Consider the following 12,462-nt stretch of genomic DNA (forward strand, 5'->3'; position numbering starts at 1 on the left):
AACGCTTCCGGAAAAATCCCATTGGTAGTTACGTACCTTTATGGGATTTAACCCAAGGTAAAACCCCAATACTGGTGGCAATTGAGAACCGAAGCAAGTGTGCCGGATTTATCGCCATGCAACAGGTCTCTGCTGTTACTCATGAAACAGTAGCAAAGTTTGTTCAATGTCATCTCCCGCCCAGTCAGTTGGTGCGTAGCGATGCGCTGGCTTCCCTGGCGGAAATTGGCAAAACCCAGCATCATGCCGCACGGGTGTCGCCGCCTGATATGGCGGGCGAATGGCTGCCCTGGGTGCATATTGCCATCGGCAACCTCAAGGCATTTCTGTTGGGCACTTATCACGGTGTATCGTCCAAATATCTGCAAGAGTATCTCAATGAGTTCTGCTACCGTTTCAACCGGCGTATGTGGGAGGCCGAGTTACCGCTACGCCTTCTCAATGCTTGCCTGACGCACACTCAGATCAAACTGAAAATAGTATAGAGGCATATTATTTTATTGGTGAGTATGGTAGGGCTTGAACCTACGACCAAGGAATTATGAGTTCTGCTTATTCGTATTTGACTTTATAAAAGATATTTTTCCACGGTTCTTTCATTTAGCAATTCGTAGAAGGCTATATGTTTCGTATTTTGGAAGTGCATCTGATGGTAAGGATTGGTCAATGGGATTTATCGAAACCCAGAATGAAAGAAATTCCTTTTTTATTATCGCCGCGTAGCCAGCAATAAGTTCCGAATCCGCCATTCAATAATTCACCTTGAACGTCGGGCTATCCTCTGGCCTAGTTTTGCGGTGATCGTAAATACGAGTAGTAGCAATATTGGCGTGTCCTAACCACTCCTGCACCTTGGCAATATCTGCCTGATGATCGAGCGCATTGGTCGCAGCCGTGGCACGGAGCGAATGTGCCCCGATCCTGAATCCCAGTCTTTCCGAGTAGGCCTGCACGATCTTATAGACGGCATCTGGGGTAATGGCTTTCTGTGCACCCTTATGTCGGTTATTGCTCAGCGATCGAAATAAAGGGCCATTATCATCTTCTCTATGGCCTGCCGCCTCTAGATAATCATGCAACCATCCGCCTACCTGAGGATGGATTGGTAAGTAGCGGGTCTTGCCACCCTTGCCGGATACTTTCATGTGCAGTACCCCACGTCGTTCCTGTTTGACGTCCTTCACCTTTAATTTGCACAGTTCATCGCGGCGCAGCGCATGGTAAAGCAATATGGCGAAGATGGCGCGATCCCGTTTTCCTTTAAGCGAGACACTATCAGGCGCATCGAGTAGCGCGCGCGCCTGATGATCGCCCAGTGCCGGAGATTTGCCCTCATAGCTTTCCACGCTAGGGCGCTTCACCCCCTTGACCGGATTGTGTGTGACCGCATTCTGTTCGCACAAGTTTTCAAACAATGAGGAAAGGGCTGCCAGGCTATGACGGATGGTGGCACCCGACAAATCACGATTTCTGAGCTCATCCCGGAACGCAATGATATGTGCGCGAGTAATTTGCCGAAATTCTTCTGGGTGAGAGATACCGGTAAATTGCATAAAATCCTGCAGCGCATTTTTATAAGCGCGCCGCGTGCAAAAATTTTCTAGATTGGCAAACCACTCGATCTCGGGGGGAACTTCTGCTAGCCGATAAAAATCGGCCACGTCTAAGAGTCGATGTGAGGAGTGCTCGATGGCAGGTAAATTATCTGGGTTCATGGAAAGTATCTTACTATTGATAAAATATGTTATCAATAGTAAAGTAGATATGACATCAAGGAAGGTTGAAATAATTTTGCTTTATTAAATTTCATTGAGTAGGATATTATCCTACCATTGAAAGGTGTTAGAAACATACATAGGAAACAAAAAATGAAACGCACCGATAAAGCAGAAAAAATCAGCATTACACTTCCACCGGATATGCTGAATATTATTAGAGAAAAAGTGAAGGATGGCGCTTACGCTTCCACAAGTGAGGTTATTCGTGAAGCGATGCGTTTATGGCAAAGACAGGAAGAAGAACATCATGCGAGAATTGCTTCCATTCGAGCGCGTCTGGAACAATCCGCACACAGTGGTGAACCTGTTTTGCTGGATGCTGCGTTTGAAAAGCTAGAGCAATTTCATCAACAACGGATAAACGCACCAGGCCATGAAAAGCTATGAAGTGTACTTGACACCCGATGCGATACAAGACCTGACTAATATTTATGAATATATAGCTGCAAAGAGCGGACTTCCTGAAGTCGCGTGGGCATATATAGAGAAATTACGCCAAAAGTGTCATGACCTTAAAACAATACCTTTGATTGGACAACAGCGCGATGATTTGCGCAAGAATCTCAGAATCGTTGCCATTGATAAAAACGCGATTGCAGCTTTTGAGGTTAATGAGAATAAACAAAGCGTCACCATTCTTAATATCTTTTATGGTGGTAGAGATTATGAAGCAATTATGGGTAGTGAAACGCCGTATAAAAATGCTGAGCTAGACAAATAACATGACAGATCTTATTACTACAGTCAATCGCGCACTTACTGCAAAAGAATTTCAGGGCCTTGCAGATGTTCCACCTGAAGTTGAATGGTTTGCCAACTTAGGTAACGTCGAGACTCGGCGTGCCTATGAAAATGCCTTAAAGGATTTTATGAATTTCACGGGCATTCAGAATCCGGAAGAATTCAGAATTGTAACTCGTGCTCATATTATTGCCTGGCGCGATGATTTGTTGAGTCGAACATTAAGTAGCATGAGCATTCGGCACCGTTTGGCGGCAATATCTTCTTTATTTGAGTACCTGTGTGAGAAAAATACAGTTACGCATAATCCAGTCAAGGGTGTGAAGCGACCAGCGGTAGAAAGTTATGAAGGAAAAACTCCGGCAATCGGCGATCATCAGGCACGTGAATTGCTCGATGCGCCGGATGGTAGCTCACTTAAGGGCAAGCGCGATCGTGCGATACTGGCCACCCTACTCTATCACGCACTGCGGCGTGATGAATTGTGCCGATTGAAAGTCAAGGATTTTAAGCAGGAGCGGCGTGGTGTGCCACATATGAAAATATCCGGCAAAGGGGGCAAAACACGATATTTACCATTGCATCCTGCCGCCAGTAGCTTAATCCATGATTATCTCGATGCAGCTGGGCATGGCCTGGAAGATACGGGGGCATTATTCCGTTCAGCCAGTAATAATCGAGATAAGGAATCACAAAAACCAATTACGCCAGACGGTGTTTATAAGTTGGTACAGAGATACTCTGAAAAACTGGGGTTCAAGATCGGCGCACATTCGTTACGCGCAACGGCAGCCACCAATGCACTCGATCATCAAGCAGATATTGCGAAAGTGCAAGAATGGTTGGGTCATGCCAATATTGCTACCACAAGAATTTATGATCATCGCAAAACCCGGCCAGAGGATAGTCCAACGTTTAAGGTTGCTTATTGATTGCTCTATTACCCATTGATGAAGGAATCCTCGCGACTGACCAATATGTCAGTCGCGATTAAAGAATCTTTTGCAGTCTATAACATATATGTTATATTAAATCATGGTATGGACTGTTGAAACATTAGATCAAATCGTTGATGAAGAGCTTGAAGCCTTGCCTTCTGATATGAGGGCGAGATTTGTTTGGGTCAGTCAACTGATTGAGATACATGGTTTACAAAATGTGCGCGAGCCTTACATAAAACATGTTGAAGATGTTTTATGGGAGATCCGTATGAAAGGCAAAGATGGAATTTCTCGTGCACTGTATGCAACAGTCAAGCCCGAGCGAGTAGTCGTGGTGCGTGTTTTTGTAAAGAAAACGCAAAAAACGCCTCGCGGAGAAATCAAGCTAGCCCTAAAAAGAGCAAAGGAGATTGAGCAATGACTAAAGTAAATGAACTCCACAGGAAGTGGCTTAATGATCCAAGTTACAAAGCTGATTTTGAGGCAATCACTGAGGAATTTGAAATTGCTTCTGCAATTATTGAGGCCAGGAATCTGGCAGGATTGACACAATCTGAGTTAGCTAAGCGGTTGAAAGCTAAACAATCACTGGTTGCACGCCTTGAGAGTGGAGCAGACAACACAACGATAAAAACGCTACAACGTATTGCACAAGCCACTGGCACACACCTCAAGATCTCTTTTGAACAACCTGGCACCTAATGGGGCTCTTTTACCCAAAGTACAATTTGTCGCGTTGCGCACTGCGGGTAGTTACCTCATAGCTGTGAAAACTGCCATATACGACAAGACTTTGTAAGACTAATGACGCATTACGTACCTTTGTTGGAATTTACCCATAAATGTGGAATCGATGCAAATGCTCATCGTCCCAGCCAAAAACGATTTGAATCACGTGGTGAAAGTCAGCTAATGACGTTCGATCTGGAATCCGGAGGCGACGCCAGATCATTGGACTCACCCGCGAAGAGCGATCTTGATGGAGTCATGTGGAAGGAAAAAACCACCGACTAACTGCCGGTGGCGTGTTTACAAACCGTATATCTACAGTGATGTCATCAATTTGCTGTTACTACTTCGATCTCACAAATTTCCTCTGGATTTCTTGTACCACCGCATTCACCAAATTTATTAGCCTCAGTTAGACTGAACGTACCTAAATTATCACCATTGATACTATATTGATAATCCCCAGCATCTAGACGATATACATCTAGCTGGATAACTCTAACAAATTCCGTAATGTTTGCAGTACATGTCTGTCCTGGCGGTGTCGGAATTACAGATATTTGAACCTCGAACAGATTATCTTTCCTGCGCGTATTAATTTGTCCAAACTCACCGCATGTGAAATCTCCCACAACTTGTAAGAAGATTTGCGTTGGAAAAGAATCATCTATGGTGAAAACGTGGACTGATTTAATTTTTGGGTTGGAAGAATTGAATTTCGCTGGATTAACTTGTTGTAGAATCCAGGTGTTTAACTGTGGATCAAACTTAAGCGTTGCATCCTGATAATTCCCAATCTGATCCGGCGTGTCGACACGGGGAATCGTCAAAACACCGTTTTCATAACTAGGTACATTGTTATTCGAAAAACTTGTGCTTTCCGCTATTACATTATCGGCCATTGCCATAGTAATACAGCTGCACAAAATCAATGTTGTAGCTAAATATCTTTCCTTAATCATACAGTAGCTCCTATAAAGCAGACAGGACGCTATGAAACCTAAACGCCTATCCACTTTTGAATATTTATTTTGTAAACAGTTGCTTACCATTGCTGCACTATAAATCGAGACGTTGCGCCGGTTAACGGAGTGCCGTTAGTATTGGTAACAGTGCCAATTACACCTGTGTTCCTGAGTGCATCATAAAGCGTTGTTGCATTTGTCGCAGTATTACATAAAGTACCCGCAGCTTGGCACGCCACTGCAAAAATACCAGCAATATAAGGTGCAGAGAATGATGTTCCATTATTTGTGACGGATGTTCCATTGAAATTCAATAGTGCCACAGATTCCCCTGGAGCAAAGGCAGAAATATTTGACCCCGTACGAGAACCGAAGTAGATATAGATGAGCCTCCAGTGCAACCTGATGTAATTTTGGCCATTATCACCGTAGCCCCTTTAGCAATGCCTTTGGTGCTTCCAGCAGCAGCACTACTAACTTGGGTGCCATGACCATTACAATCTGCACCAGTTCCACCATTCACGTCCCAAAGTACAGATGCCCGTCCACCAAATTGAGCGGCGACTGTTGGATTCGATAAATCCAAGCCAGAATCGAGAATATAGATTTCGCGACCAGCTCCTGTATTTGTATAAACATACGTATTATCAAGAGTAACTGATGTCTCATCTAACCTATCCAGTCCCCACCCTGGATTGCTCTGGGTGGTACCACTGGTTAAGATCATATCTTGCTCAACGTATTCTACACGTCCATCCTTTCTCCATCTTTCTGCTTCAGTTTCATCCATTAATACGTGGATTGCGTTAATAGTGTCAAATATAGATACTATTTCTCCTCGAAGCCCTAATTTGTTAACTAACTCTTCTTTATTCTGACCAGTACTATGTTCTCCAAAAGGAACCGTTCCACTATCCCTTTTTGACTCATCAGGTGGTTGAATTAAAGGGTCTTCTTTATTATTAAGAAAAGCGGATGGTTTTTTAAAACCAATAATATAAGGGTATTGTTAATTAAGTATAGAAAACAGGTTTTATTTATATTACATTCAATTAGTTGAAAGTTAATAACTATATAGATTTAACAATGCCAATATAAGAACCTTCTACTAATTTTTCCCCATTACTAATTGCTTGTTCAATTTTATAATTTACGTGATCCCGATTCGCCTGCGCCTGGAAATTAATGAAACAAAGAAACAAGATTGGTACTATATATTTTATAAGACGTCTGCAAGAAATATTCATTACAATTAATTCCTTAAATGTGAAAGGATTGTTTGATACTATCAGTAATACTATCGTTACATTAGTGATAAGGATGAAAGAGGAAGATAAGATAACACTTACTACCATCATATCAGTTTATTTCTTTAAAGAAGAAAAGTAAACCAACTACTTAGTAGACGAATCATATAAAGGTAGGTGACGCTCTGTTTATGCAGAAGAACCTATACTTACAGTTAAATTTGGCACCGTATGACAGCTATGATGTAATTAGGCAAACCACACCTCTCACTTACCCCAAGTAAAAAACGGCTCAACCACATGTTGAATCTGCAAACCCGCAATCAGCCCAAAATACCGCGCATCAAAAGAATTCGGATTCACATCGGACATAAACAGATATTCAGAATCACCCAGCATCCTCTCTCTCAAACGATATTGCGGCATTTCATGACCATCAATATCCGCGCTGATCTGCGCACTATTTGCGCAACAGTTCACCGTTAACCTTAATCCCTGCCCCACCGATAGAAACAGTGTCTCCTCCCTGTGCAAAGACACGTTTCAGCAACATCCCATAACCGCCCGGACAGTTGCCTGTATTGATGTAATGCCGTGCCACGGCCATATCAAAAACCTCGTCTTGTGGTGGGCAGAAAGAGACGTATGCGCCCTTCCCTACTGGTTCATCAACAATCTTGTAAAACCCCACCGGAAAACTCGGCGTATTATTGTAATAAATACCAGTGAGTCGAAAAACAATACTCAACAGAAATATACCGGCACTGACAGACAAAACAATGCCTGCCAGAATATTGCGTGTTTTTCTCATGATGATTGGATTATTTTGTCGCTGTAAGCAGGTGCAGGAACAGCAGCCCGCGCAGAAAACACAGAATCTTGAAAGTACAAAGGCTGCTTGCCATATATAGCAGGATAACCCGCCACATAAATGATCATGTCACCTGGCTTGGTAATCTTGCCTTCAGCATCTTTTTCTGGTGAAGTCATGCGTAAACACTCGTCAGGTGTTAGTAAAGGACGCTGTGTTTCCTGCATGGTTCGCGTCACGTTGCCATGCATCACCCCTACCCGCCTACCACTGGTCGTAATCTGCTCCTTGATGACCGTGGTTTGTCCGGTCAGCTTGGATAAATGCTCGGCTGTCTCAATACGATTGGGTGGAAAAGCATTTTGAGGACGTGATGGCCTCATCGTGGCCGTACCGTCTGATACTCGCAGTTAATGAGAAATAGATGGCGTATGCTTATACTACGTTTAATTTCAATTAGAAGCAATTTGCATTCTTCAGGAGAGGAAAGCCACTACACAGGTTATTTTGATGTAGTGGCTATTATGAACTTGCTCAGCTATTCCTAATAGAAAGCTTAGTATTGTTTCAGAGCGATCTATTTATTGAACCAGCCAAATGCGCTGGATACTTCTTACTCATTTAACTGGGCCATAATTTTGCGCGTAATGAAAATTACTATTTAGTTGCAATTCCGACAGCATCAATATCCAGAACAACTTCGCCTGGTAAGTCAAAGCCTATTGTATTAATAGTGGTTTTCATCTCGGTTGCCATTAAGCAAATTGTGAGTAAATCACCTGGTAATCCAGAAGTTGGAGTCGACCCAGTAATCTCCCATATTTTATTGAATCGTCGATTACTTATCATCTCTTCGTATGATTTTTCCCAGGTTTCCCCTCCTGCTCTTAGACCGTAACCTACCCATACTTCGCCATCTCCAACATATGCACTGACATCAATGGGTTCGTTGGAAAGAGTAATAGGCATGATGGGTTGGAGCTTGCCGTCTCCATTTGGTAAAATAATTGAGTAGGCTTTGGGTGTGGTATCACTATTATCGGCAGCATTCAGCCATGAAGTGCCGTTAGTTAGCCATAGAATATCAGGCTGGCTTTTACGCCGGAAACCGACAAAAATGTCTCCGGATTTAAAATGATCCTGTTCATTTACGATTAAATTATGATCGAGAATGACTTTATCGAATTTTCCTAACTCGCTTCTAACCGATGTTTGTGGGAAGCAATACTCTGCGGGTGCAGAGAATTTAACGATATCCGCTTGTGAGGATAACGCACTTAGTAATAAAGCACTTGCAAGCAAGAATTTCTGAATAAAGAATTTCATGGGAATACCTCCATACTTGTTAAATAAAGCACCCTGCCGCAAGCAGCGGGGTATTAGTTACACTCTTAAATCACCAGCTTTCATCACACACGAGGGGTGGGGATTAAACTCGTCGAGATTAAGGAACTCTCACGCGACGGAAAACTTGGTTGCCAGTAGGAGCAGGTAAGTTAATAGTCACTGGAATGCTTCCTGTGGAAACGATCCATGCCGTGACATCTGCTACTGAAACTCCAAGTGGATTGGCCGCTTTGACAGCAGCATATATACCAGCTACATGAGGTGATGCTTGCGATGTACCTGACAGTAATCCAGTAGCAGTTGTTGAAGTAGGAAATGCAGAACGGATATTTGTACCGTCCCCACCTCCTGGGGCCAGCAGAATTGGTCCAGTATAATTGGACTGATTCGCAATATTTGCAAAACTAGATAAAGTTATTCCTGTTGAATCATTTCTGACTGAACTTACCTTGATAACTTGTGGTACGCAAGATGGCCAAGTAATCTGCGTTTTGCTTCCAACGCCAGGGGAAATCCCGTTATTTCCAGTAGCTGCTACAACAGGAACTCCTCTACTAATTAGGCTAGATACAGTGCTATTAATACTAAATGAGGAAGTGTTGCAATTTGTTGATGCAAGCCCTCCAGCTATACTCATGTTAACGGTATAAGGATTGTTAATTGTGCTTGCCGTCGTAGCAGATAACACACTGACTAGGGCTTGAAAAATATCCGCACCAAATGCTGTCATTGATTGAGGAGAGGTGGTTTTATATGAAAAAACCTGAGCTGATATTATAGAAGCGTCTGGTCCAATACCCTGTAGATTCGAAGGAGAGATGCTGGCACTTTGTCTGCCTGCAGCAATCCCGGCCACATGGGTGCCGTGATAGCAGCCACCCGCCAGCGCATTACAAGCCGCCATATTGGTAAAGGATAAAGGTTCTCCCGAATTGACGAGCCCCAGCGGACTGTCGCCAGTAGTAGCGTTTGGGCTGGGACAGATTGTTGAATAAGTAATCCCACCGTTGGTTCCGTTGGTACCAAAACATGCTTCAAAAGTAACCCTTGGTGTTAGAAATGCATGATTTTTACGGATACCGCTATCTAAGATAACAATATTTTGACCGGCTGCCCGAAACCCTGCGCTCCAGGCTGACGCCATATTGAGTAATACGGTGCTGTTAGTCAGTGTTGTCCAGGCAACAGGCTTGTTCAGCTCGACACTCAGAATTCTCGCATCAGCATTGCCGTACAATTTTGCTAGTGCATCAAAGGGAAGCTTTATGTGCAACACACCAATTTCCGTACTCGTTGATGTGTCTGTGGAAAGAGCTGATGCGCCAATTTTGGTAAGAATGTCATCAAAAGCGCGGTGATTGGCATTGGCTTGGGCTTTGATTGCGGCCGACGACATGTAACCTGTTTTTGCTGAAGAAAAATCACCGCCGCGTAATGTCATCATAATTTCCGCTTCACCATGCTCTTTGGCGGCTTCCAATACTTCTTCCGGCCATTGTGCTTTTCTGGGATCGGTATAGCCGACAGGACGAATGGCTCTTATATCATCTCTTTCAATGAGTGCATAAAATGCATTTCTGTCAATACTTGCCAGGATGACTGGGCGACCCTCGCCTATTTCCGTGATGTTGATCCCTTTTGCGAAATGCTCATTGTTTATATTGGTCAGTATATTCTGTGCTTGTTCTGACATCGCTGGCGATGGTTTGAATAAGGTATTGCCAAGACTGTCTAATTCATAATCAACGGCGTCTGTATTCAGAAATATATCAACATTTGCGCTGCCATTGTTCTGGATCGCGGTTTCAATTGCTTCAAGGCTACCGTCATCGTCAACCGCTTTAATACGATATTGCGTGGTCACATCACGGGTAAATGAGATTGCATTATTACTGCCAGCCAGGACGCGAAGACCGATTTCGTTCACGTAGGCACCCATTTGGCCGATTCCGTTGTTCCAGTAGCCCGATTTCAGTGCATGTTGATCTAGTTCGGTAAGAACGTTTTGGGCCTTGTTTTTCATTACGGCACTTAATGAAGCCCCCTTGCTTACCATATCTTCGATTGTTACCGTGTCGTCCAAGGTAATTAATACTCGAGCAAAGCCTTTCGAATTGGCTTCATTAAGAAGGTTCTCGTAATCGCTGGCATCATACTGTGCTGCTAATGACAGAGAAATTGATACTGCGGATAGAAAAAATACTGAGAAAAGATTTAATATTATTTGATGCTTGATGCTTGATGCTTGATGCTTGATGCTTGATTATTCATTTGCATACTCCGTGAAAATTAGATTTAAGGAATGCAGATCACTTAAGATTTTCCTAAAGCAATTGGAGGGAGACGTTTGTGCCTTAGGAGGTTCTTATAGCATGTTTATTAGAATCTGTGAGTGCTACTTTGGCACGAAGTACTTATAGATATTATTGCGTTCATTCTTTAAATCATCCTTCTACGTTGCCTTCCAGTTTGGTTTGAATACTGGCGTGATCAAGGTGCGGCGCAAACATTTCGATAAAATCGAAGACATAACCACGTATATAACTGTTACGGCTTATGCCGATGCGTGTCGTGCTGGGTTCAAACAGATGGCTAGCATCAATGGATCTGAGATTTTTGTCTCGTTTGGGATCAAACGCCATGTTTGCCAGTATACCAACACCTAGCCCCAATTCTACATAAGTTTTGATCACATCCGAGTCAATGGCCGTCAGTATCACATTGGGTTCCAGTCCCCGGCTAGCAAATGCCTGGTTGATTTTTGAGCGACCGGTAAAAGCAAAATCATAAGTAATGATAGGATATTGATTAATCGCTTCCAATGTGAGTTCTTTTAACTTTAGAAGCGGGTGCTTGGACGGCACAACGACACATCGATTCCATTGATAACACGGCAGCAATATGAGTTCTGGAAATTGCTCAAAGGCTTCGGTGGCAATCGCAATATCCGCTTCTCCCGAAGTCACTAAAGCAGAAATTTGCATCGGACTGCCTTGCCGCAGAATTAATTTGACTCTTTGGTAACGTTCGGTAAAGCGCTTGATCACAGGGGGTAGGGGGTAGGGGGTAGCGCATAGCGCGCTTGCGTGTGTGTTGTGGCGATAGTCAGTGTGCCGCCGACTTCATTCGTAAATTCCTCCGCAATTTTTCTTGGGTATAGGAAAAATAAACCACCTTTTCCATAAGTTTTCCATAAGTTTTGAATGTACTGAAAGCTGGCTCAATTGTCAAACACGGTGATAATCGATTGAAAAATTACTGTATTCCGGTTCAGTTAGCACAAAAATTCAAAGATTTTGCCGCGTTTTGGCGCTTCAGGCGAAAGACGCCCAGGGGTAAAGGTCAGCCCAGTGATGAAGAGGATTGAAAGGAGCGAGCACGGGATCAGGTTGGCTCGAAAGGATCAAAGATTTGTGCAGGTGCTCTAGGCGGCGCCCGGGCAGGCAAACCAAGATGGTCAAGAATTTTAGTGATTGTGGCTTTCTCCAAGAGGGCGGCGATGATTTTCATATTCCCGCCACAATGCGGGCAGCGCTCAATGTCGATCTCAAACACCCGCTTGAGCAAACGTGCCCAACTGATGCGCACGGAAGCCGGGGAAGGCGGCACATCGTCATTCGTATCGGATGCATTACTTTTGTTTTTCTTGCTGCCAGGAATAATCTCAGCGCGCAGTTTGGCGTTCGGCGCAAGCACGCCATGGAAACGAATGAGGTTGAGCCTTGGCCGGGGAACCAGCGCAGCCAGCCGTTGCATGAATTCCAGTGGCGACATGATGATGTGGGTCGTGCCATCCCGATAAGGTGTCTTCAGCTTTAACACTATTTGCCCATCTTTATTGCGTGTCAGAATCGTCCCGGTATTTCCGGAGATAAAATGGTTTGAGAGGAGGAAGAGATGAAA

At 43.8% G+C, this 12,462-nt stretch carries 16 protein-coding genes and 2 pseudogenes; 6 read left to right on the forward strand and 12 right to left on the reverse strand.

Translation table 11 applies throughout. The features are described from left to right. A partial coding sequence (locus QZV86_RS11660; RefSeq protein WP_295628234.1) for an IS1595 family transposase occupies nt 1-485 on the forward strand: 485 nt, incomplete at its 5' end. 264 nt (nt 486-749) lie between these two features. On the opposite strand, the gene QZV86_RS11665 is transcribed toward QZV86_RS11660, so the two are convergent. After that, nucleotides 750-1,715, reverse strand: coding sequence for a tyrosine-type recombinase/integrase (locus QZV86_RS11665; protein ID WP_107790318.1), 966 nt, complete (start codon nt 1,713-1,715; stop codon nt 750-752). Nucleotides 1,716-1,868: 153 nt separating this feature from the next. On the opposite strand from QZV86_RS11665, the gene QZV86_RS11670 reads away from it, so the two are divergent. The 5 genes from QZV86_RS11670 to QZV86_RS11690 all read left to right on the forward strand — a co-directional run bounded on the left by QZV86_RS11670 (nt 1,869) and on the right by QZV86_RS11690 (nt 4,162). After that, entirely contained in the window at nt 1,869-2,165 is a 297-nt protein-coding gene (locus tag QZV86_RS11670) for a type II toxin-antitoxin system ParD family antitoxin (RefSeq protein WP_295624726.1), read from the forward strand. Next, entirely contained in the window at nt 2,152-2,499 is a 348-nt protein-coding gene (locus tag QZV86_RS11675; protein ID WP_295628241.1) for a type II toxin-antitoxin system RelE/ParE family toxin, read from the forward strand. The genes QZV86_RS11670 and QZV86_RS11675 overlap by 14 nt, the downstream gene beginning before the upstream one ends. 1 nt (nt 2,500) lies before the next feature. Then, entirely contained in the window at nt 2,501-3,451 is a 951-nt protein-coding gene (locus QZV86_RS11680) for a tyrosine-type recombinase/integrase (RefSeq protein WP_295628244.1), read from the forward strand. A 103-nt stretch (nt 3,452-3,554) separates the two neighbouring features. Further along, entirely contained in the window at nt 3,555-3,881 is a 327-nt protein-coding gene (locus tag QZV86_RS11685) for a type II toxin-antitoxin system RelE/ParE family toxin (RefSeq protein WP_295628248.1), read from the forward strand. Further along, nucleotides 3,878-4,162, forward strand: a complete 285-nt coding sequence (locus tag QZV86_RS11690; protein WP_107790313.1) for a helix-turn-helix transcriptional regulator — start codon at nt 3,878-3,880, stop codon at nt 4,160-4,162. Before QZV86_RS11685 ends, QZV86_RS11690 begins: the two co-directional genes overlap by 4 nt. A 130-nt stretch (nt 4,163-4,292) precedes the next feature. Here QZV86_RS11690 and QZV86_RS13835 read toward each other — a convergent pair whose 3' ends face one another. The 11 genes and pseudogenes from QZV86_RS13835 to QZV86_RS11745 form a co-directional block, all read right to left on the reverse strand. Further along, on the reverse strand, nt 4,293-4,412 hold the full coding sequence (locus tag QZV86_RS13835; RefSeq protein ID WP_350134015.1) for a hypothetical protein: 120 nt from the start codon (nt 4,410-4,412) through the stop codon (nt 4,293-4,295). 106 nt (nt 4,413-4,518) lie between these two features. Further along, nucleotides 4,519-5,151: a hypothetical protein gene (locus QZV86_RS11700; RefSeq protein WP_295628256.1), complete on the reverse strand. Its 633-nt coding sequence runs from the start codon at nt 5,149-5,151 to the stop codon at nt 4,519-4,521. A gap of 83 nt (nt 5,152-5,234) precedes the next feature. Then, nucleotides 5,235-5,477: a S8 family serine peptidase gene (locus QZV86_RS11705; RefSeq protein WP_295628293.1), complete on the reverse strand. Its 243-nt coding sequence runs from the start codon at nt 5,475-5,477 to the stop codon at nt 5,235-5,237. After that, nucleotides 5,465-5,881 carry a S8 family serine peptidase gene (locus tag QZV86_RS11710; protein WP_295628295.1) on the reverse strand — a complete coding sequence of 139 codons (417 nt, stop codon included), beginning with the start codon at nt 5,879-5,881 and terminating at the stop codon, nt 5,465-5,467. The genes QZV86_RS11705 and QZV86_RS11710 overlap by 13 nt, the downstream gene beginning before the upstream one ends. A 787-nt stretch (nt 5,882-6,668) precedes the next feature. Next, nucleotides 6,669-6,881, reverse strand: coding sequence for a S26 family signal peptidase (locus tag QZV86_RS11715; protein ID WP_295628298.1), 213 nt, complete (start codon nt 6,879-6,881; stop codon nt 6,669-6,671). After that, the gene (locus QZV86_RS11720) at nt 6,862-7,212 is read right to left on the reverse strand and encodes a S26 family signal peptidase (RefSeq protein WP_295628301.1); all 351 of its coding nucleotides are present in this window, start codon (nt 7,210-7,212) and stop codon (nt 6,862-6,864) included. Before QZV86_RS11720 ends, QZV86_RS11715 begins: the two co-directional genes overlap by 20 nt. After that, nucleotides 7,209-7,605 (reverse strand): annotated as a pseudogene (locus tag QZV86_RS11725) (type IV secretory system conjugative DNA transfer family protein); the annotation flags it as partial. The gene QZV86_RS11720 and the pseudogene QZV86_RS11725, both read right to left, overlap by 4 nt. 264 nt (nt 7,606-7,869) lie before the next feature. Continuing rightward, entirely contained in the window at nt 7,870-8,538 is a 669-nt protein-coding gene (locus tag QZV86_RS11730; protein ID WP_295628306.1) for a hypothetical protein, read from the reverse strand. Nucleotides 8,539-8,656: 118 nt separating this feature from the next. Next, entirely contained in the window at nt 8,657-10,582 is a 1,926-nt protein-coding gene (locus tag QZV86_RS11735; protein WP_295628309.1) for a S8 family serine peptidase, read from the reverse strand. Between the two features lie 421 nt (nt 10,583-11,003). After that, nucleotides 11,004-11,710: pseudogene (locus QZV86_RS11740) on the reverse strand (LysR substrate-binding domain-containing protein); the annotation flags it as partial. Nucleotides 11,711-11,943: 233 nt separating this feature from the next. Continuing rightward, nucleotides 11,944-12,462 (reverse strand): transposase (locus QZV86_RS11745; RefSeq protein ID WP_295628313.1); only part of this gene is annotated, 519 nt, incomplete at its 5' end.

Source organism: uncultured Nitrosomonas sp. (assembly GCF_902826915.1).
Taxonomy (GTDB): Bacteria; Pseudomonadota; Gammaproteobacteria; order Burkholderiales; family Nitrosomonadaceae; genus Nitrosomonas.

What these genes read in the sequence shown, in the direction of transcription:
- QZV86_RS11665 (WP_107790318.1), bottom strand. Translation starts at nt 1,715, where the DNA reads ATGAACCCAGATAATTTACCTGCCATCGAGCACTCCTCACATCGACTC.
- QZV86_RS11670 (WP_295624726.1), top strand. Translation starts at nt 1,869, where the DNA reads ATGAAACGCACCGATAAAGCAGAAAAAATCAGCATTACACTTCCACCG.
- QZV86_RS11675 (WP_295628241.1), top strand. Translation starts at nt 2,152, where the DNA reads ATGAAAAGCTATGAAGTGTACTTGACACCCGATGCGATACAAGACCTG.
- QZV86_RS11680 (WP_295628244.1), top strand. Translation starts at nt 2,501, where the DNA reads ATGACAGATCTTATTACTACAGTCAATCGCGCACTTACTGCAAAAGAA.
- QZV86_RS11685 (WP_295628248.1), top strand. Translation starts at nt 3,555, where the DNA reads ATGGTATGGACTGTTGAAACATTAGATCAAATCGTTGATGAAGAGCTT.
- QZV86_RS11690 (WP_107790313.1), top strand. Translation starts at nt 3,878, where the DNA reads ATGACTAAAGTAAATGAACTCCACAGGAAGTGGCTTAATGATCCAAGT.
- QZV86_RS13835 (WP_350134015.1), bottom strand. Translation starts at nt 4,412, where the DNA reads ATGATCTGGCGTCGCCTCCGGATTCCAGATCGAACGTCATTAGCTGAC.
- QZV86_RS11700 (WP_295628256.1), bottom strand. Translation starts at nt 5,151, where the DNA reads ATGATTAAGGAAAGATATTTAGCTACAACATTGATTTTGTGCAGCTGT.
- QZV86_RS11710 (WP_295628295.1), bottom strand. Translation starts at nt 5,881, where the DNA reads ATGATCTTAACCAGTGGTACCACCCAGAGCAATCCAGGGTGGGGACTG.
- QZV86_RS11720 (WP_295628301.1), bottom strand. Translation starts at nt 7,212, where the DNA reads ATGAGAAAAACACGCAATATTCTGGCAGGCATTGTTTTGTCTGTCAGT.
- QZV86_RS11730 (WP_295628306.1), bottom strand. Translation starts at nt 8,538, where the DNA reads ATGAAATTCTTTATTCAGAAATTCTTGCTTGCAAGTGCTTTATTACTA.
- QZV86_RS11735 (WP_295628309.1), bottom strand. Translation starts at nt 10,582, where the DNA reads ATGAAAAACAAGGCCCAAAACGTTCTTACCGAACTAGATCAACATGCA.